This window comes from Pontibacter oryzae (assembly GCF_003576375.1).
GTDB classification, from domain to species: Bacteria; Bacteroidota; Bacteroidia; order Cytophagales; family Hymenobacteraceae; genus Pontibacter; species Pontibacter oryzae.
Window position 1 is genome coordinate 712368 of record NZ_QWGE01000001.1, and the last position, 18554, is coordinate 730921.

Genomic DNA, 18554 nt, shown 5'->3' on the forward strand with positions numbered 1-18554 from the left:
TCTTAATCTACAAAGCCCATGAAAATACTAAGAAACCTAGCCTTTGCATGCTGCCTGGTTTGCGGCGCTATGCTTGCGCTTACGGCTTTTGCCCAACGGGGCGGAAGCGATAATTCCGAGCTCCGAAAAGAAATGCAAGCTTATACACAGGAAAATGTACTTCCGGTGCTGCGCCAGCAACGCCTGGAGTTTGACAAGCAGCTTTCTGCAGCCGACAAGCAACAGGTTGAGGCCTTACGTAAACAGTTAGAGGAGTTGCATACTACCCAAAAAGCTATCTTTCAGAAACCTGAAAAGGGCGAACCAAGAACTCCACTAACCGATGCGCAAAAATCTAAGTTAAAGGTGCTGCGCGAACAGAAAAAGCAGATTATGGAAGCGGCCCAAACTCTTGCCAACAAGTATGACACGCAACTATTAGCTATAAGAGATGGCCTTGCTGACGAAAAAGCCACATGGGCCGCAGACTTAAAAGCTATATCAGAGAAACATAACAATGCCTCTGAGGCGCCAAAGGCCGAGAAGCCTGGCGGCAAAAAGCATAAGCCGCACGCACGCCGTAAGCACCACCAGGCCTACCATAGCCTGCTTCGCCCGGCCCGCTTTATACTTTGGGATGCCACTCAGGACGGCGCTAGCGAAAAGACTGAGACAATGGTTTACCCTAACCCAAGCACCGGCACTGCCAGCCTTGCTTATACTGTCGCAAAACAAGGCAATGTAAAAATCACGCTGCTGGATGCTAACGGCAATACTTTGCGCACGTTGCTAAATGAGACACGCGCAAAAGGCAGCCATCAGTTAGAAGCAGATTTAAGTAATTTGGCGAGCGGCGTATACTATTACCGCATCGAAACGCCGGGCAATTCCGAAACAAAGCGCATAATTAAAAAATAAGCCTGCAAAACCCATAATTAGCTTTAAAAAAAGCTCCTGCCTTAACACTGCAGGAGCTTTTTGCTTTTATAGATATTCATTTAGTACCAAATAATACATAAATTAATGGTTTAAAGACAACTAAGCCTAGGCCTTTAAGTATAAAAAGGCATAACATCATTTATCCTTATGGATGCTACTTTTACAAAAAGTAATGAAAGTATAAAACTGGCAAGCTTGGGCACACGCGTCGTAGCCTTTTCGCTGGATGTATTGCTATTGCTTACCTTGGTAGGCATCACTGATTACTTTACGTTCAGTAGCGATGACCAGGCTCTGCTCCTGAAACCCGAGCGGCTCATACACCTGCTTTTGGCCTGGCTATACTTTGCGGGCACCGAAACCTGCGCCTGCCAGGGCACATTTGGCAAGCATATCCTGCACCTGCGCGTAACCGACGCCTACGGCAAACGCCTCACGTTTAAGGCTGCCACTATACGCTTTTTTGCACGCCCCGCTACAGTGCTGTTGGTTATATTTCGCTTTCTGGTAAACTCACCTTACGACACCCGACATACATTCCATGATAGGTTGGCTGGCTCGCAGGTGGTAGCGCAATAGGGTTAGTTAACCTCCTTATCGTAGTCCAATATGGTGATGTTAAACATCGGGTCGGCGTTCCACTCCTGAGCCCTTATGCGTTTAGTCAGCACATCTTTTACCACCGTTTTAACCTGTTCATCGGTAAGTGCCTTATTGCGGTTGTACAGGTAAAGCTCACATATAACCGGGTTTAGGTCGGGCAGTGTGCCGCGCGTGAACCGGGCATTTACCTCTATTGTTTCTATGCCTTTTAGTTTGCTAAGCTCTGTGCGCATCACCTCTGTGATTTTTGTGTTGAGGCTAGACTTTTGCAGCGATGGCTGGCTGGCAAACTGCCAGTAAAGCATGCCGGCAATAACGATGGCTGAGGTAAGCAGCGAGCCTTTAAATACTGCTTCGCGCCCATCCGTAAACTTCGCGCCCTTTATAGTTACATTACCCATAAACCTGAATACCAACGCAGCTACAAACTGAATAACGACCAACTGGAAAATCAGCAGGAAAACACCGCTTTGCACCAACTGCCAGTTATTTATTACCAAGCCAATGCCAATTAGCCCCGTTGGTGGAGCCAGCGATGCCGCCACTAGCATGCCAACCGCAGCGCCAGCTACCAAATTATCCCGCTCTGACTGTATCAGGTTAATGCCACCCGCAATGCCAGCGGCAAGCGGTAACAGAAAGGTAACCTCCGAAATATGGCTCACGCTTACCATCATGGGTGTGGCATGTTGCTGCTGCATGATAAAAGTAAGTATAACCCCCACTAGTATGGCCATGCCAATGGCCATAAAATAGCGCAGCAGGCTTTGCTTAAGCAACCCCATTTTACCAGCGGCAGCCCCGAGGGCAGCATTCATAGCCGGGCCCGCAAACGGCGACACCAGCATGGCAGCTACCAGCAGGTAACTGGTATTGGTATAAAAGCCAACCCAAACAAGTATAGCCCCAACAGCTGAGTAACTCAGTAGCCCAACTTTAGAGCCCACACTCTGCAAACCGCCTAAATAAATCTCGAAAGGGCTGCGGTTGGTTACGTCGGCGACTTGATCGGGCGCTTCGTTCTGCGGCGGGTAGAGGGAAATTACACCGCGCGGGATCAGGTTTATTTCAGCATCTTCATAGTGTGCTATATCCTTTATGAAATCGTTGACCTGTACGTTACTTAGGTACACCGTCACCAGCTCACCGTTTGCCAAGGGCTGCACCGAAATGTTTTGGCCTTGATGTCCGTCAGCAATGCTTCTTACTTCTTCCCCTTCTCCCTTTTTTACCTTTATAGTTAGTTTGCGCATGATTCGTGTTTTTTGTCTACTACGTACGCATACGATTGCTTTGGGTATTATCCTATAAAAAAGCCCGTACTATATTATACAGCACGGGCTTTTTTATGGGATAGCCTGACTAGCGGCTGGCGGTGCCGTAATGGTCGGTGGCCACGCTGGCGGAGCCGTCCGGGGTTATTGTTACTTTAAAGATGTAATCATACTCCATATCGGTAATGTCTGGCACTGGTCTTTTGGCTCCTAACGCTTCAATAATCGGCAAAATAGTGTTTGAGTGGCCCGAAACAACTACTGTTTGCCCCGCATTCTCTTTCAGGATGGTATCCTTTATGCCTGCAAAATCGTGTGCCTCGTAGAGTTGCACCTCCAGCTTTCTTGCCTCCGCAAGCGGTTGCACTGTGTTCTTAGTACGGGTATACTTTGTGGCATATAAGGCACCTATCTGCTGGCCCTGTAGCAGGTTCCGAAGCGCCTCTGCCCTGGTCTGCCCTTCCGGTGTTAAGCCTGGGTCTTCGTTTCCTGGGTCTGAGATGTCTTTTTCGGCATGGCGCACCAGGTATACAGTAGTGGGCAATGCTTTATTATTCGCAAAGTTTTGGCCTTCTACTCTAGAGTCTAGGCTCTGCGGCGACTGGCGGCAGGCAACAGTGGCCAACGTCAGCAGAAGCAGCCAAACATTTTGTAGTAACAGTTTCTTCATAAAAGAATAGATTTAGTTAGATTGTTATGATTAAATTAAGAGTAAACCAGCTGCTCGCCGGCAAGTTTAACGTCATCAGCCTCTCGGGTACGCTTCTTTTTCTGGAGCAGCTCTACTAGCCTCTGCCTTACGGCACGTTGATAAGGGTAAAGCAGCAGTGAATTTTTGTAAGCCTGAATCGCGCTGTTCAGCTTGCCTCGGGCATCCAGCCATTGTGCTTTTGCTGTAAGGTTTTGCGCCTGTTGTACCACTGTTTCGGGTTTAGGGAGTTTAGCCAGTATACTTTTGGCTTGCTTTTCGTGTCCTAGCTGGGCTAATACGGGTATCAGTAGGTAACGCTCCAGGGCAGGCAAGTTTATACTTCCGTCCAGAAGTGGTTTTGCTAGAATTGCCGCCTGATCTTTTTGCCCTAGCTGCAGTTGGTAGGCTGCCATGCGCACCATATAATCTGCGCGCGGGGCCCCGGAGGCCTGCAAAATACGCTGCCCCTGCTCCAGCGCATCATAGGCTTTCTGGTAGTTTCCCTGGCTTGCCAGTACTTCTGCATACTGCCTGCGCAAGGTATACTGCTGCGGCTTTAGGGCTACGAGCCTTGCCAGTTCCTGCACCGCTTCCTCTGATGGCCGGGTAGTGCCTTTCAGCCAGTTGGCGTAAGCCAATGCCTCGTCGCGGCGGTCGCGGAGGTAGGTTGAGATGGTTGGAGCATTGGCAACGTAGGCTTCGGCCACAGCCATGGCCTCCGGCACCATGCCGTAATCCACAAAAAACTCCCTGAAATGCTCATTTGTTCGTGCCTGCATTAAGAGGTCGTCCTCCAGCTCACTTGCCTTTTTGTACAGCGCTATTTGCTGCATCAGGGCATCATGCGCGTTAAGCTTTTTGGTGCGCTTCATGGCCTCCAGCAGTCCGGCCTCTGCTACATACACAGGTGCGTAATCAGGGTTTATACTTTGGGCGCGCTCCAGCCAGGTTCTGGCGGCTTTGTAATCCTGTTGCTGCCGTTTTACCCGCACGTATGCCAATAGGGCCGGCTGATACTTGTTGTCCCAGGCCAGGGCACTGTCAAGGTACAAACTGGCTTTATCGGGTTCTTGCTGCCTTAGCGCGCGCTCAGCCAGATTTAGGTATACTTGTGCCCAGTTGCTGGCCATTGCCTGCTTGTCGCCAGCCAGGTAGGCCCGCTGCCGCGTCACCAGTGCATCCAGGAAAGTATAAAGCTCAGGGTCTTTGGCCTTCAGGTCGGCGGTGGTGTTTACAGATTTATGATTAAGCGGATGCACCTTTACCGGCTCAAAGTATGCCGGATACGTCTGGGCAAGATACTCGTGCTCGTTGTTGGCGGAGTAATAATCCAGGGTACGGCCTTGCTGCATGGCTTGGTGGTACAGCCTGCGCACAGCGCGGTTCTCGGCATCCGTGAAAACACTGCCATGAAACAGGTGCACGTACTCATGAAGTACAACATTGCGCTCCAGGTATGAGCCCCGCACCACATACTCTATGGCCGCGGCACCGCTTCCCACACCGCGTATATCCATCCATTGGCGGTTATCGAAAGTGGTTGCCTGCCGGAAGTAGCTGGAGCCCATGGCCTCTGCCAAGTCTACGTGCAAAGGCGGTATCACGAACTTCTCGCCCTGCTTCGACAAGAACGGAAAGTATACGATACTCTCATACAGCTGCGACCATACCATTTGCTGCACCTCCGTGCCCGGGTAGTATGACACATCCGGGAAAACCCTGGCAAAGTTAACAGGGTCTGCGATAACCGTTTGCTGCACCACCTGCTGCAGCGAGTCGTAGTTGTGCAGGTAGGTGAGCTGCTTTTGCTTAATAACGGCGGCAAGCGCATTATGAGTCGGGCCGTAGTGTTTCTTTTGCTGCAGGATGCGCTCAAAAATAGCCTGCGCCGAGTCGAGGCGCGTGCCGCGATCCATCTCGAAGGCCATGTAGTAGGCCGATCCGCGTAGCATCTGCGGCAGCACGGAATGTTTATAGCTTTGCTGCACCTGCTGCGCAGCCTGCAGGGCTTGTGTAATTTTATTTTCTGAGAGGAGTTTGTTAGCAGCCTTTAGGGCATTGCGTACTTCCTTATCTTCCGCTTGGGCATAGTCGGCATAGGTCAGGTTGGTGTGGCCGTTACCCCAGTGCCAGTGCGTTACATAATGCAGTGGGTTCAGCGCCAGGGCCAGCTCCCATTGGGCAGCCATCGCGTTTAGTTGTGTGGCATCTACGCGCCGCCAGATGGCATAGCCGTAGTTAAAGCGGGCATCCGCATTAAAAGGGTTTAGTGTCAGGCTGTTAATGAGCGGCTGCTCGGCCAGCTCGGGCTTCTGGTTCCAGAAATGCACATCGGATTCCAACAGCCAGGCATCGGCATTCTTAGGGTTCCACTGCTGCACGTCGTTTGCCCAAGCCAGGGCCTCGTTATACTTCTTCTGCAGCATCAGCACACGGCCAAGGGCTAGGGCGGCTGCCTCGTCGTGGGGGTTTTGCTTGAGCAGCGCTTGCGCGGTGGCTAGTGCCTGCGGCAACTGCCAGGCCTGCACCTGCAGCTTGCTGCGCAGCAAAAGCGCCTCGCGGTGGTTAGGCGTGCTTTTCAGCACTTCGGTTACCAACTCCTCGGCGGCGGCAAAGTTGTTGCGCAGCATGTAAAGCCTGGCTTTGGCGAGGTTGGTTTCGGGGTTGGCCAGTGCCTGGGCAAGTATACTTTCGGCCTGCTGCCAGGCGCCAAGCTCTAGTAGCCGGTTTGCCTTCTGCGCCGGGCTAAGCTCGGAACGCCCTACCTCGGCACGCTCTTTCTCCAGCCGCTGCCGGGCAAGTGTAACCTCATCCGGATGCTGGGCAAGGGCTGACAGGCTGGAAGCCAGAAGTATAAAGGCAGCAAGTATGGCTCTTCGGAAGATCAAAATACGGGTGATTAAAAACGGAAAGCTTACGCCATTTAAATTTAAGACTTTCCGGCTTTTGATAAAACCCTTCCGGCATTATCTTTAGTTGAGAATCAATAAAGTATAACCATGCGCGAGATAAACTATACTTGCCCTAAGTGCGGCGGCACCCACGCAGAGGTGGATGAGTTCAGGGCAACCGGCGGCTTTCTTACTAAGCTGTTTGATATCCAGAACAAGCGCTTTACCACTGTAACCTGCACCAACTGCACTTACACCGAAATCTACAAGGCCAGCAGCAGCCAACTAGGCGATGTGTTCGACCTTTTCACTTAAAAGCTAATGGTAAACGTGTGCCAGCCAGTTTGGTAGCCATAATTCACCCGCCAGCCATGCACCTGGCAAATTTGCTGCACAATGGCCAGGCCCAAGCCCGTGGAATGGTTGCTTTGCTGCCCTTTCCGGAAGCGCTTAAACAATTGTGCGCTGTCCAGCCCGATGGGTTGGCCTGTATTGCGGAATACTAGCTTATCCTTTGTTAACGCCCCCGAAACAGTGCCGCCCTCCGGGGTATAGTGCACGGCATTGGCCAGCAGGTTCGAGATCAGCACCTCGCAGAGATAGGTATTGGCACGCATGCGTACCCGCTCACAGCTTAGTTCCAGGGTTATGTTCCGGAGCGTAAACAGCTCCTCCATCTGGCCGGCCTGCTCCTGCAGTTTCTCACAGAGGTTTAGTTCCTGCTTATCCGTGAAGGCGTTATTATCCAGCTTGGCTAGCAGCAGCAGGCTTTTGTTCATGCGCGAGAGCCGGTCTACGCCCGATTTTGCATGCACAATGTGCTCAGCCATCTCCTCAGAAACCGGGTATTGGCTCAGGCGGTCGAGCTTGGAGCGGATGATGGCCAGCGGGGTTTGCGTTTCGTGGGAGGCGTTCTCGGTAAACTCGCGAAGCGAGGAGAATTCCTGCCAGCTTTTGTGCGTCATTTCCTCCAGCACTTCCCGAAGTTCCTCAAACTCACGGATGCTGGATTTTTGCAACTGCATCGGCTGCGGCGCGCTCACGGAGAACTGCTTAAGTATATTTAAATTCTGAAAAAAGGGCCGCCAGATACTTCGGGCCGCCAAATAATTGATAATTGCACCCGCTAGCACCAATGATGCAGCCATCACCAGGAAAACAAGAAAGATGGTCCTGAAAAACTCCTGCCAGCCTACGTGCGCATCCATCACCATGATCTGGTAATTCTGCCCGTTAATGGTGCTGGTTTTACGGAGGTATTTATACTCCTCGTGCAGGTGCTGTACCCTGTCGTACACCAGCGAATCTCCGAAGAGCTCTGCTGTGGGCCCTTGGCTTACCTGCGCGATGGTGGTAAGCGGCACGTTCGGCAGTTCACCTCCCCTTATCTGCTCTACAATTAGGTCATACTGCAGGCGCAGCTCTTCGTCTATCTCGTCATCTACCAGGCCGCGCAGCACCAGCATGAGCGTAACCCCGGCTGCAACTAGAATAAGAGTTGTAGCCAATAGGTATAACAGGGTAGTTTTGTGGAGCAGCTTCATGAGGCGGCAGTCCATTTATAGCCCATGCCATACACAGTCGTAATGTAATCGGTACCAGCTGTACTAACCAGTTTCCGACGCAGGTTTTTGATGTGCATATACACAAAGTTATAGTTATCGGCCATATCATAGTCATCCCCCCACAGGTGCTCGGCAATAGAGCGCTGGCTAAGCAGCCGGTTTTTGTTGATGATGAAGTATAGCAATAGCTCATATTCTTTCTTTGTGAGTTGCAATTTCTCCCCTGCCACGCTTACTTCATGGGCCTCTGTATCCACCTCCAGTTCCTCAAAGGTTAGTACAGCGCTACCTTTGAAATCGCGGCGGCGGATGAGGGCATTGATGCGGGCATTCAACTCTTCCATGTGGAAAGGCTTGGTCAGGTAATCGTCGGCCCCCAGGCCAAACCCAGACAGCTTGTCATCCAGCGAGTTTTTTGCAGAAATAATCACAACACCTGTTTCGGGGTGCAGATTTTTCAGCTGACGGAGCAGTTGCAAACCGTTACCGTCTGGCAAGGTTATGTCCAGCACCACTACATCGTAGGCATACAAGGATACCTTGTCTTCGGCGAGTAGGTATGTCGGAGCGCTTTCGCACAGAAAGCCCTGCTGCCCCAGGTAGTGTTCTACTTCCTCCAGCAAAACCGGCTCATCCTCAACTATCAATAATTTCATACACCAATATTACTTGTAACCACTTAAGCTAGAAACAAAATATACACTTGCAACCCAGGCAGCTGTCAATCTACAGATTGTCTACAGATTCTGCCCTTACCTTCGCCATGCTCAGGGGTATATCTTAACCTTTACTTTGCATCATAGAGATACGTACTGTAAAACTAGTCATTAATCCGGGGAGCATGAAAAAACGGTTTCGCATACTTGTAACAGGCAGCGCAGGCTTTATCGGCCACCACCTGATGCTGGCGCTGCAGCGTGCAGGCCACCACACTGTGGGCCTGGATGCGCTAAACAATTACTATGACCCGAAATTAAAGTTCAGGCGCCTGCAAGAACAAGGTTTCAACACGGAGGAAATTAAGTATGATACCCTCCTAAGCAACAGCACATTACACGGTTCATACTTTATTCAACTGGACCTGGCCGACGCCCCTGCCCTGCAGCAACTTTTTAAGGCCCAGGCTTTTGATATTGTCATTAACCTGGCAGCCCAGGCGGGTGTGCGCCACAGCATAGACCACCCAGAGCAGTATGTTGCCAGTAACCTGGTTGGCTTTGCCAACATCCTTGAGTGCTGCCGCCGTAATCGTATCAAACATTTGCTGTTTGCCTCGTCCAGCTCGGTGTATGGCCTAAATCAAGATATACCATTTAGCACCAGCCACCGTACCGATGAGCCGATCTCGTTTTACGCAGCCACCAAAAAGGCTAATGAGGTAATGGCGCACAGCTATGCCCACCTCTACAGCCTGCCTATTACAGGCTTGCGGTTCTTTACAGTGTATGGCCCTTGGGGCAGGCCTGATATGGCATACTATATTTTCTCGAAGGCCATTGTGGAGGGCAAGCCAATTCGCATTTTTAACTACGGCGATATGCTCCGCGATTTTACTTATGTGGATGATGTGGTGGAAGGCGTAATGCAGTTGTTAGACGTTAAGCCTGCAACCGGCAAAGCGCCTTACAAGCTTTATAATATTGGCAACAACCAGCCCGAGCAACTAATGGAGGCGGTGGCTATACTGGAGCGTTTGCTGCAGCGCAAAGCAAAGCTGGACCTGCACCCTATACAGCCCGGCGATGTGCGGGCCACTTTTGCTGATGTGGAAGACTTAGCGCTGGAAACAGGCTTTAAGCCGCAAACAAGTTTGCGTGAAGGCTTATCAAAATTTATAGATTGGTTTAAGATGTACCATAAAATAAACGAAGTACATGCTTTGCAGGAGGGTTAATCAGGCTGGGCGTTTTTGCCCCGAAAAGTATGCCCGCTCCAGTCGGCGCAAGAGCGTAACGGATAGCAGCAGCCATAAAAAGCCCATAGCATAGCCAGCAAGTACATCGGTGGCATAGTGCACTTTCAGGTATATCCGGCACAGGCCGATTAGCAATACAAGCAGGGCCAGGAAAACGATAAGCAGCAAACGCCAAACATTGTTGTGCACGGTGCGCCAGATAATATAGATCAGCAACCCGTAAAAAGCGCCCCCGATCATGGCATGGCCACTCGGAAAGCTCATTCCGGATTGCTCCAACAAGGCAAAAGCCGGCCTGGGCCGCTCAAAGAAGCGCTTCATGAGCTGGTTAAGTATGGAAGTAGAAAAGGAAATAAGAAGCACTTTTAGCGCAAACCAACGCAAGCGAGGGTAAAAGCTAAAAACCAGCACAACCAGCGGCGGTGCCACTAACAGGTACTCTACGGAGGCAAAAAAAGAAATAAAGCGCATTACCCGCGTCATTCCGGGTGAGGCAATGCGGTCTGCGAAGGCGAAGAGGCTGGTATCCAGTGCGCTGTCGCGGGCTGAGAAAACCAGGTAAGTCATTAACAGAAACAGAAGCAAGCAGACGAGCAAGGCTGCGCTAAGCGCCAACACCTCCAAAGAGAGCAAGCCGAGCAGGCGCGCAAATGGTTCTGTAAGTTTTTGCTTCATCACAGAAAATACGTACTGCCGCAGCTTGGTGTTGAAGCGTAACTTTAGCTCGCCTGCGGTTGTAGTGAAGTTTATACTTTAAATAAAGCCCATTAAGCAGATGCTTGATATTAGTTTACAGACAATTACGCTTACAGTGCTTGTGCCGGTTTACAACGAAGAAGGTTGTCTGCAGCGTTTCCGGGAAGCGATGGACGCCTTCCTGGCCGAGTCGCCGGTGCCTACGCAGGTGCTCTTTATCAACGATGGCTCCACGGACAGCAGCCTGCCCCAGATCCGTGAAATCTGCCAGAAATATGGGGGCTACAGCTACATTTCCCTGGACCGCAATCACGGCCTGAGCACTGCCATCAAGGCAGGTATAGACCACTGCCGGACAAGCCATATCGGCTACATCGACTCCGACCTGCAAACCTCGCCGCTCGACTTTATGCTGCTGCTGGAGCATTTGCCGCAGCACGAGATGGTTATCGGCATCCGGGCCAAACGCAAGGATACGTTCATCAAGAAAATCTCCTCTAAAATAGCCAACGGGTTCCGCCGCTACATGATCAACGACGGCATTCAGGACACAGGCTGCCCGCTCAAGATCATGGATGCCGCCTATGCCAAGCGTGTGCCCTTTTTTGATGGCATGCACCGCTTCCTGCCGGCCCTGATACAGTTGCAGGGCGGTAAGGTAAAGCAGTTGCCGGTGCAGCACTTCGAGCGTTTTGCGGGCTACTCCAAGTATCACCTGTTTAACCGCTTATGGGGCCCGCTAAACGATACGTTTGCATTCCGATGGATGCGCAAGCGCTACATAAAGTATGCGATAGCAGAAGAGTTTGAGAACCAACCTGTAACCAATGGACATATCTGAGATGCTCATTTACGGGGTGGGCCTGCTTGCGCAACTCCTGTTTTCGGCACGTATCCTGATCCAGTGGATTACCTCTGAGCGGGCAGGGAAGATACTTTCGCCTGCCTCATTCTGGACCACAAGTATGATCGCCTCTATCCTGCTGATGGTGTATGGTGCCTTGCGCCACGACATTGTAATTGTTGGTGGCCAGTTAATTTCATACTTTATTTACATCCGCAACATCAAGCTAAAAAACGTTTGGGATGATCTGGCTGCCCCGGTGCGTTGGGGTGCACTGGTTTTTCCGTTTGCTGCCCTTGTCTGGCTAATTTGGAGTGAGCACTACAGCTTCAGTTACATAATGGAGCACAGCAAAATATCAGGCGTGCTGATAGCCTGGGGCGGTGCCGGGCAGGTAATTTTCACGTTAAGGTTTGTATACCAGTGGTATTATTCTGAGCGTTTGGGTGAGTCTGTTATTCCAATAAGTTTCTGGGTTATCAGTTTGCTGGGCAGCCTCATGATTATATCTTATGCCGTGCTGCGCCTGGACCCGGTGCTCTTTTTGGGGCAGATTTTTGGCGTGGTGGCCTATAGCAGAAACTTTATCATCGGGCTCCGTGAGCAGCGTCTGGCCCAACAACCCTCTACCTCCAACTAACAGCACCCGATGTTGCACCCTGACACCCTGCACAGCAATCGTTTTTTTTATAGTCTGCTGCTGATCCTGTTTTTGCTTTTGCTCTACAATTTAGGAGGATGGGGCGTTGTTGAAACCAGCGAAGCCCGTTACGCCGAGATCAGTCGCGAAATGTGGCAAAGCGGCCAGTGGCTGCATCCGCGCCTACTAGGCATACAGCACTTCCATAAGCCACCGCTTACCTATAACATTACAGCGCTGGGTATGCAGCTTTTTGGGCCGAATGCCTTTGGGGCACGCTTCTTCCTACAAATATCCCTGGTGCTGCAAGTATGGCTGGTTTACCTGATCGGGGGGTTACTTTTCCGGGATAAGCGACACGCGCTTACGGCAGCCATCGTTTACCTCACCATACCAGCTGTGCTGCTGGCCGCGCGCAACCTCACCACCGACTCGTTTCTTACCACCTTTGAGTTGGCGGCTATCTGGGCCTGGCTAAAGTATAAAACTGATGCAAAAGCCTTGTGGCTATACTTGTTTTACTTTTTGCTGGCACTGGCTTTTCTTACCAAAGGGCCGGTTGGCCTCATTTTCCCGGTGCTGGTGGCAGTAGGTGTAGGCGGCGCTTATGCTTCGGTGCAAGTTAAGAAATCGGTGTGGCACCATCTTCCGGCCATGCTGCTATTCCTGGTGTTGGGTGGCTCCTGGTATGTATACTTAATGCGGCAGGACCCGCAGTTCGTGGATTACTTTCTGTTTAAGCATACCGTCCAGCGCTATGCCAACCCGGAAACCTTTGGCCGTTCCAAGCCCTGGTGGTTTTACCTGGTGCTTGCGCCTGTGCTCAGTTTGCCCTGGTCGGCCATACTTTTTATCAAAAAAAAGAAGTTAAAAGAACTGCCTGTACCGCTTAAGCGCCTATTTATACTTTGGGTGCTGGTGCCGCTGGTGTTTTTCTCCTTTTCAGGCTCCAAACTCATACTTTATATTTTACCGCTTTTTGCTGGGCAGGCGCTACTAACCGCCTGGTTGCTCTTTGCCTTGCCCGAAGCGGTGATGCGCAAAATTGTAAGCGGCAGCATTATCTTCCTTGCGGTGCTGGCGCTGGCTTTGCTGCTTGCCCCGCTGTTACCGGTTGGTGTTGCCCTGCCACTTTGGGTGCTGATTTTTCCGGTACTGATGCTAGGCGGCCTTTTTATACTTTGGCAGCGGCCGCTGCCTTCACAGCAAAAACTGCTGTACAGCGCCCTCCTGTTTACCCTGCTGCTCTTGCCTTACTCCACGCACCTGATGGGCAGCAACCCGCAGTTTACCAATGGCAGCAGGCCCCTAGCCCAAATCATTAAGGCAAACCACCTGGAGCAGCGGACTATAGTGGTGTACAATAGGCTGTTGCCATCGCTGCCGTTTGAGCTGAATAAAGACATTATCTCGGTGCAGGACGATAACGACGATCTTAACCGCGAGATTCAGTTTGAGCGCGATGAACAGTGGCGGGAGCAGCTTTTGCAGATGCAGCAGCCCGAAGACGTAGAAAGGCTCCACAACCTGATAAGGCAGCAGCCTACGGTCATGCTTATTAAACACGAATTGCCGGTGGAGCGGAAGTGGATTTTAGCGCGTTATAAAAACCAGGAGAAATGGGGCAGTTGGACGGTATACTTTTGAGGCTGGCGCTAGCGTTTGTTTGCGCAAGTGAGTTAGCAAAGGCAAGTAGTTAAAGTATAACAAACCACCCGAATGGCCGAAAAACAAAAAAGGCTGATCCGAAGATCAGCCTTTTTATGATTTAGTGTGCGCAAGAAAGGACTCGAACCTTCACACCTTGCGGAACTGCCGCCTGAAGACAGCGCGTCTACCAATTTCGCCACTTGCGCTTATGTCACTATATCAATATAACATCCCAAAACCCTTTAACCCTTTGTGTTGATTGGGACTGCAAAAGTAATAGCTATTTTATGAAATGCAATACCCGCCTGACAAAAAATTATTCTTCCTCTTCGCGCTCATCCAGCACAATTGGAGTAATCTCTTTGCCCGAAAACCGTTCGAGGCGGCGCAGGGTTGTTATGCCAATAATAACCCACAGAAAACCAGCAGCAAAGCCAGCCAATACATCTGTGGCATAATGCACGCGCAGGTAAATTCGGCTAAAACCAATCAGCACTACAAATATGACAAGCAAGCCAACCAGCGTATTCCGGAGATGTACGTTTTTAATGTTGTGCCATACCAAGTAAATCAGGAGGCCGTAAAACGATGCCGCCACCATACTATGCCCGCTCGGGAAGCTCAGGCCCGATGCCTCTACCAAGGGAGCCATGGGCCGCTGCCGGTCAAAGAAGTACTTCAGCACCAGGTTTAGCGAAATGCTGCCCAGCGCCACAACCGGTACTTTTAGCGAGTTCCAGCGGTGTTTGCGCACAAACAGAAAATAGGCAACCAGAATCAGGGCTGTAGGCGTGAGAAACTGCCGCGACGCAAAAAAGGTAATAAACTTGATAAAGGCATCCATATATGGGTTGCCGACACTGGCAGCTAAGTCAAAGGCGGCCTCATCCAGCCCCACGGTTTCGCCCTCCGCTACCTCAGCACCAATATACAGAAAGCCAATGATGCAGACCAGGAAAAGCAGCCACACAAAAATCAGCTCGACGGTAAAGAGGGCCGCCGAGGCCATTATTCTTTTATAGAAACTTCGGATCATATCAGTTTAGAATCGTTTAGGTACTATGCTAAAACAGGCAGCGTGTAGCCATGTACTTACGCGTAAAATCTTTTTTTGAATATATTAAGAACTATGAAAGACGGTATCAGGTTGTTTGTGGCCGCCACTTTGCCTTCTTCCTTAAAGGATTTGCTCGAAGGGCAGCTGCAGCATTATAGCCACCCCAACATTCGGGTATTGCCCCGCCAAAACCTGCACCTCACGCTATACTTTATCGGCAATGTGCCCAGGCAGCAACTTGCCCACATCCAGCAGCAAACCGCGCTGATCGCTAAAAAACATGCAAGCTTTACACTAACGTTTGAGCAGACCGAGCCGGGGCCAAAGCCAAAGCACCCGCGCCTGATCTGGGCACGCTTTGCCGCGCACCCCGCTTTTGAGGCACTTAGCCAGGATCTTACACGTGCGCTCTCAGAACATCCCCCGAAAACGCAAAAATCGATTCCGCACGTTACGTTGGCGCGCTTCCGAAAAGACCAAAAAGCTCCACAAAACCTGCCAACGATATCAGAAGATGAGCCGCTATACTTGCCTGTTCAAGAGATATCGCTCTGGCAGTCGGTGCTTGGCTCGCCGCACCCAACTTATTCCATACTCAATTCATATGCCTTAGCATAAAACCTGCCGTTGGCAAATGCAGTAAGATAAGCACTGTTTACACTAACCGCACAAAACTATGAACCAAACTGAGCTTACCGAGCTGGTAATGGGTCTTAAGGACAAAGGACTGACAGTGGCTTTTGCTGAGAGTTGTACGGCTGGCCTGCTGGCCTCAGAGTTTTCGAAGGCAAAAGGCGCCAGCGATGTACTGGTGGGAAGCATTGTAGTATACCAGCCCAAAGCCAAAAGAAAACTGCTCAAGGTAAAGCAGGAAACCCTGGACTTGTATACCGCTGAATCGCAGCAGGTAACCAACGAGATGGTGATGGGCCTGAAGAAAAAACTGGATGCCGATATCTGCATTGCCACCACCGGATTGGCAGGCCCAGGCGGCTCCGAAACCCAGGAAAAACCCGTAGGCACCATGTTCGTTTCCTTTCTCTATGACGGCAAGGCCGAGGAGTTCCGGGAGGTGTTTGAGGGCAACCCCGAAAGCGTGCGCAAGAGCTTGGTAGAGTACATCCTGCAAAAACTTAACGGTGTGCTGGAGCAGCATTACGACCGCTAAACGCTATCTTGCAGCAAACAGATCTATACTTTGCCTCAGCTCCCCGACAGCGGATTTACACGTGTAGCCTTTTTTTACGATGCCCTAAAAAAGCTGGTTTATGGCCATGCTTTGGAGAAAGCACAGCTGGCCTTGCTCCCGCTAGTGCCGCAGCAGGCGCGGGTTTTGGTTATTGGCGGCGGCAGCGGCTGGGTGCTGGACCAACTCCTCAGCACAGGCAAGCAACTCGACATATTATACCTCGATGCCGCCCCGGCTATGCTGCAGCGCGCCACGCAGAAGTATACCAACTACCAGCAGCCGCACGGTTGCCGCGTGAATTTCCGGTTAGGCACCGAACAGGCGCTGCTGCCACAGGAGCAGTTCGAGGTTATACTTACGCCCTTTTTACTTGATCTTTTCCCGCCGCTCCGGCTGCACCGCCTGATGGCACGGCTCTCTCAAGCGCTGGCCCCGAACGGCTTATGGCTTTTCGCTGATTTCTGGCCTATAAAACAACCTATGCCCTGGTGGCAAAAAGCGCTGGAGCGCGCCATGTATACTTTCTTTGGAGTGATGAGCGGGGTTAAGGCGCAGCGCTTCCCAAAGTATGGCCGGCACTTTCAGGCTTTGGGGTTCCAGGAGATTTTCTCGGAGCCGTTTTACAGTGGCATGGTGCAGGCAAAGGCCTTCCGGAAAACCCTGCGCTAACATTTATACTTCCCAAGCCTCGCAAAGTATACTTGCCAGGCGCGGCAAACATTGCCCGCTTAGTTTGCAATTGCTATATTTATCGATTGATCCACACAAACTAAACCAATGAAAATAAAACTCTACGGCCTGCTGGGGATAGCGCTTGGCCTGATGCTACAACCGGCGCTGGCACAGCAGCAGGTTAAGTATGAGCTGTCGTTCCCGAATGCGGTGCACCACGAGGCAGAGGTAAAAGTTACCTTCTCCGGCGCCACCGGCGATACCCTAAAAGTCCTGATGCCGCGTACCTCGCCGGGCCGCTATGCCATCCATGAGTTCGCGAAAAACGTGTACGACGTGCGGGCCACCAATGCGCAGGGACAGCAGCTGCAAATTTATCGCCCGAACACCTCTGAGTGGGATGTGATCGCCCCTAAAGGCACCGTAACCATAAGCTATACCTTGTTTGCTGACCACGCTGATGGCACCTACGCCGGGGTAGACGAAGCCCACGCCCACCTGAACATGCCTGCCACCCTGATGTATGCCCGGGACTTTGAACAATCTCCCGCTTACGTTACCTTTAACATGCCGCAGGGCAGCAACTGGAAAGTGGCCACGCAACTCAGGCAAGAGCAGGGCAACACCTATTTTGCGCCTAACTTTCAGTATTTGATGGATAGCCCAACCGAGCTCAGCAACTTCGACGTTGCCGAGTGGACCATAAACGAGGGCGGAAAGGAGAAAAAAATCCAGGTTACGCTGCACCACAAAGGCACACCGCAGCAATTCGAGGAGTATGTAGCACGCACCAAAAAGATCGTGGCCGAGCAGCGTGCCGTGTTTGGGCAGTTGCCGGATTATGATTTTGGCCGCTACACGTTTATAGGCTGTTACATGCCGCAGGCCTCCGGCGATGGCATGGAGCACCGCAACTCCACCATACTTACCAGCTCTCGCCCGCCGGCCACAGCCATGAACCCGCTGCTGAACACGGTATCGCATGAGTTTTTCCATTCCTGGAACGTGGAGCGCATACGCCCGAAATCGCTGGAGCCGTTTAACTTTCAGGAGGCGAACATGTCGGAGGCGCTTTGGCTGGCAGAGGGCTTCACCAGCTATTACGGCGACCTGACAATGGCACGTTCCGGCATTTTTAGCCTGAAGGAGTATGCCGACGGGCTGGCCGGCGACCTGAACTACATGCTGCTCTCGCCGGGCCGCGAGTACCATAGCTTGATAGAGATGAGCCGCCAAGCACCCTTCGTAGATGCTGCCCGCTCCGTGGACCCTGTAAACCGCCACAACACCTATATTTCTTACTATACTTACGGCAGCATGACAGGCCTTGCCCTGGACATGGCGCTGCGCCAGCAATTCAACAAAACTTTAGATGATTACATGCAGGCGCTGTGGCGCAAGTATGGCGCTCCCGAAAAACCTTACACCATGGCCGACCTGCAAGAAACCTTGGCCGAAGTGAGCGGCGATGCAGCTTGGGCAAAGCAGTTTTTCAGCCAGACTATTTTCGGCAGCAACCTCCCCGACTTCGCCCCGCTGCTGGCCAAAGCCGGCTTAGAGCTACGCCAGGCTAAACCGGGCCAGGCAGCTATCAGCATGGTTTACTGGAAGTATGGAAAAGACGGTGCAGAGATCATGAATGGCACCTACGTAAACTCCGCCGCATACAAAGCCGGCCTCGACCGCGCAGACGTGATACTTACGCTGGATGGCCGAAAGATCAGAAAGGAAAAAGACCTGCAGAAAGTACTGAGTAAGCATAAACCCGGCGACAGTGTACCGGTAACTTATAGCCGTTACGGCCAGGAGCGCAGCACCACGCTGGTGCTGGAAGAGCCGCAAACGCTGGAAGTGGTGCCTTACGAGCAGATAGGCAAAACGCTGACGCCCGAAATGCAGAATTATCGTGCGGCCTGGCTTGGCAGTAAAACCAGCAACGTGCAATAAAT

At 51.6% G+C, this 18554-nt stretch carries 18 protein-coding genes and 1 tRNA gene; 11 read left to right on the forward strand and 8 right to left on the reverse strand.

Annotated elements, in window-relative coordinates; genetic code table 11:
• The first annotated feature begins 18 nt into the window (after nt 1–18).
• Nucleotides 19–897, forward strand: a complete 879-nt coding sequence (locus tag D1627_RS02890) for a T9SS type A sorting domain-containing protein (protein WP_119430694.1) — start codon at nt 19–21, stop codon at nt 895–897.
• A gap of 168 nt (nt 898–1065) precedes the next feature.
• On the forward strand, nt 1066–1497 hold the full coding sequence (locus tag D1627_RS02895; RefSeq protein ID WP_119430695.1) for an RDD family protein: 432 nt from the start codon (nt 1066–1068) through the stop codon (nt 1495–1497).
• Nucleotides 1498–1499: 2 nt separating this feature from the next.
• On the opposite strand, the gene D1627_RS02900 is transcribed toward D1627_RS02895, so the two are convergent.
• The 3 genes from D1627_RS02900 to D1627_RS02910 all read right to left on the reverse strand — a co-directional run bounded on the left by D1627_RS02900 (nt 1500) and on the right by D1627_RS02910 (nt 6374).
• Entirely contained in the window at nt 1500–2774 is a 1275-nt protein-coding gene (locus tag D1627_RS02900; protein WP_119430696.1) for a DUF389 domain-containing protein, read from the reverse strand.
• 109 nt (nt 2775–2883) lie between these two features.
• The gene (locus tag D1627_RS02905; protein WP_119430697.1) at nt 2884–3465 is read right to left on the reverse strand and encodes a SixA phosphatase family protein; all 582 of its coding nucleotides are present in this window, start codon (nt 3463–3465) and stop codon (nt 2884–2886) included.
• A gap of 35 nt (nt 3466–3500) precedes the next feature.
• Nucleotides 3501–6374 (reverse strand): tetratricopeptide repeat protein, encoded by a 2874-nt coding sequence (locus D1627_RS02910; protein WP_119430698.1) that lies wholly within the window; start codon nt 6372–6374, stop codon nt 3501–3503.
• 111 nt (nt 6375–6485) lie between these two features.
• Between D1627_RS02910 and D1627_RS02915 the strand changes: the two genes are divergently transcribed.
• The gene (locus tag D1627_RS02915; protein WP_119430699.1) at nt 6486–6692 is read left to right on the forward strand and encodes a zinc ribbon domain-containing protein; all 207 of its coding nucleotides are present in this window, start codon (nt 6486–6488) and stop codon (nt 6690–6692) included.
• Here D1627_RS02915 and D1627_RS02920 read toward each other — a convergent pair.
• Nucleotides 6689–7921: a sensor histidine kinase gene (locus D1627_RS02920; RefSeq protein WP_158607137.1), complete on the reverse strand. Its 1233-nt coding sequence runs from the start codon at nt 7919–7921 to the stop codon at nt 6689–6691. The genes D1627_RS02915 and D1627_RS02920 overlap by 4 nt on opposite strands.
• Entirely contained in the window at nt 7918–8598 is a 681-nt protein-coding gene (locus D1627_RS02925; protein WP_119430701.1) for a response regulator transcription factor, read from the reverse strand. The genes D1627_RS02920 and D1627_RS02925 overlap by 4 nt, the downstream gene beginning before the upstream one ends.
• A 185-nt stretch (nt 8599–8783) precedes the next feature.
• On the opposite strand from D1627_RS02925, the gene D1627_RS02930 reads away from it, so the two are divergent.
• On the forward strand, nt 8784–9836 hold the full coding sequence (locus D1627_RS02930; protein WP_119430702.1) for an NAD-dependent epimerase/dehydratase family protein: 1053 nt from the start codon (nt 8784–8786) through the stop codon (nt 9834–9836).
• Here D1627_RS02930 and D1627_RS02935 read toward each other — a convergent pair whose 3' ends face one another.
• Entirely contained in the window at nt 9837–10532 is a 696-nt protein-coding gene (locus tag D1627_RS02935; RefSeq protein WP_119430703.1) for a phosphatase PAP2 family protein, read from the reverse strand.
• Between the two features lie 100 nt (nt 10533–10632).
• Between D1627_RS02935 and D1627_RS02940 the strand changes: the two genes are divergently transcribed.
• Genes D1627_RS02940 through D1627_RS02950 form a run of 3 tightly spaced genes read left to right on the forward strand, consistent with a single transcriptional unit; the run spans nt 10633 to nt 13684 of the window.
• Nucleotides 10633–11394 carry a glycosyltransferase gene (locus tag D1627_RS02940; protein WP_119430704.1) on the forward strand — a complete coding sequence of 254 codons (762 nt, stop codon included), beginning with the start codon at nt 10633–10635 and terminating at the stop codon, nt 11392–11394.
• On the forward strand, nt 11381–12037 hold the full coding sequence (locus D1627_RS02945; RefSeq protein ID WP_119430705.1) for a lipid-A-disaccharide synthase N-terminal domain-containing protein: 657 nt from the start codon (nt 11381–11383) through the stop codon (nt 12035–12037). Before D1627_RS02940 ends, D1627_RS02945 begins: the two co-directional genes overlap by 14 nt.
• A 9-nt stretch (nt 12038–12046) precedes the next feature.
• On the forward strand, nt 12047–13684 hold the full coding sequence (locus tag D1627_RS02950) for a glycosyltransferase family 39 protein (RefSeq protein WP_119430706.1): 1638 nt from the start codon (nt 12047–12049) through the stop codon (nt 13682–13684).
• A gap of 127 nt (nt 13685–13811) precedes the next feature.
• Here D1627_RS02950 and D1627_RS02955 read toward each other — a convergent pair.
• A tRNA-Leu gene (locus D1627_RS02955) sits at nt 13812–13893 on the reverse strand.
• A 110-nt stretch (nt 13894–14003) separates the two neighbouring features.
• Nucleotides 14004–14723, reverse strand: coding sequence for a phosphatase PAP2 family protein (locus tag D1627_RS02960; protein ID WP_119430707.1), 720 nt, complete (start codon nt 14721–14723; stop codon nt 14004–14006).
• Between the two features lie 93 nt (nt 14724–14816).
• On the opposite strand from D1627_RS02960, the gene thpR reads away from it, so the two are divergent.
• From thpR to D1627_RS02980, 4 genes are all read left to right on the forward strand, one after another.
• Nucleotides 14817–15362, forward strand: coding sequence for an RNA 2',3'-cyclic phosphodiesterase (gene thpR, locus D1627_RS02965; protein WP_119430708.1), 546 nt, complete (start codon nt 14817–14819; stop codon nt 15360–15362).
• Between the two features lie 58 nt (nt 15363–15420).
• Entirely contained in the window at nt 15421–15912 is a 492-nt protein-coding gene (locus D1627_RS02970) for a CinA family protein (protein ID WP_119430709.1), read from the forward strand.
• A gap of 30 nt (nt 15913–15942) precedes the next feature.
• Entirely contained in the window at nt 15943–16602 is a 660-nt protein-coding gene (locus D1627_RS02975; RefSeq protein WP_119430710.1) for a class I SAM-dependent methyltransferase, read from the forward strand.
• 108 nt (nt 16603–16710) lie between these two features.
• On the forward strand, nt 16711–18552 hold the full coding sequence (locus tag D1627_RS02980) for a M61 family metallopeptidase (protein WP_119430711.1): 1842 nt from the start codon (nt 16711–16713) through the stop codon (nt 18550–18552).
• The last annotated feature ends 2 nt before the right edge of the window (nt 18553–18554 follow it).

Bases quoted from the DNA above. Each gene is read 5' to 3' on its own strand.
- D1627_RS02945 (WP_119430705.1), top strand. From the start codon at position 11,381: ATGGACATATCTGAGATGCTCATTTACGGGGTGGGCCTGCTTGCGCAA.
- D1627_RS02960 (WP_119430707.1), bottom strand. From the start codon at position 14,723: ATGATCCGAAGTTTCTATAAAAGAATAATGGCCTCGGCGGCCCTCTTT.
- D1627_RS02925 (WP_119430701.1), bottom strand. From the start codon at position 8,598: ATGAAATTATTGATAGTTGAGGATGAGCCGGTTTTGCTGGAGGAAGTA.
- thpR (WP_119430708.1), top strand. From the start codon at position 14,817: ATGAAAGACGGTATCAGGTTGTTTGTGGCCGCCACTTTGCCTTCTTCC.
- D1627_RS02935 (WP_119430703.1), bottom strand. From the start codon at position 10,532: ATGAAGCAAAAACTTACAGAACCATTTGCGCGCCTGCTCGGCTTGCTC.
- D1627_RS02940 (WP_119430704.1), top strand. From the start codon at position 10,633: ATGCTTGATATTAGTTTACAGACAATTACGCTTACAGTGCTTGTGCCG.
- D1627_RS02970 (WP_119430709.1), top strand. From the start codon at position 15,421: ATGAACCAAACTGAGCTTACCGAGCTGGTAATGGGTCTTAAGGACAAA.
- D1627_RS02930 (WP_119430702.1), top strand. From the start codon at position 8,784: ATGAAAAAACGGTTTCGCATACTTGTAACAGGCAGCGCAGGCTTTATC.
- D1627_RS02915 (WP_119430699.1), top strand. From the start codon at position 6,486: ATGCGCGAGATAAACTATACTTGCCCTAAGTGCGGCGGCACCCACGCA.
- D1627_RS02890 (WP_119430694.1), top strand. From the start codon at position 19: ATGAAAATACTAAGAAACCTAGCCTTTGCATGCTGCCTGGTTTGCGGC.
- D1627_RS02950 (WP_119430706.1), top strand. From the start codon at position 12,047: ATGTTGCACCCTGACACCCTGCACAGCAATCGTTTTTTTTATAGTCTG.
- D1627_RS02895 (WP_119430695.1), top strand. From the start codon at position 1,066: ATGGATGCTACTTTTACAAAAAGTAATGAAAGTATAAAACTGGCAAGC.
- D1627_RS02980 (WP_119430711.1), top strand. From the start codon at position 16,711: ATGAAAATAAAACTCTACGGCCTGCTGGGGATAGCGCTTGGCCTGATG.
- D1627_RS02905 (WP_119430697.1), bottom strand. From the start codon at position 3,465: ATGAAGAAACTGTTACTACAAAATGTTTGGCTGCTTCTGCTGACGTTG.
- D1627_RS02900 (WP_119430696.1), bottom strand. From the start codon at position 2,774: ATGCGCAAACTAACTATAAAGGTAAAAAAGGGAGAAGGGGAAGAAGTA.
- D1627_RS02920 (WP_158607137.1), bottom strand. From the start codon at position 7,921: ATGAAGCTGCTCCACAAAACTACCCTGTTATACCTATTGGCTACAACT.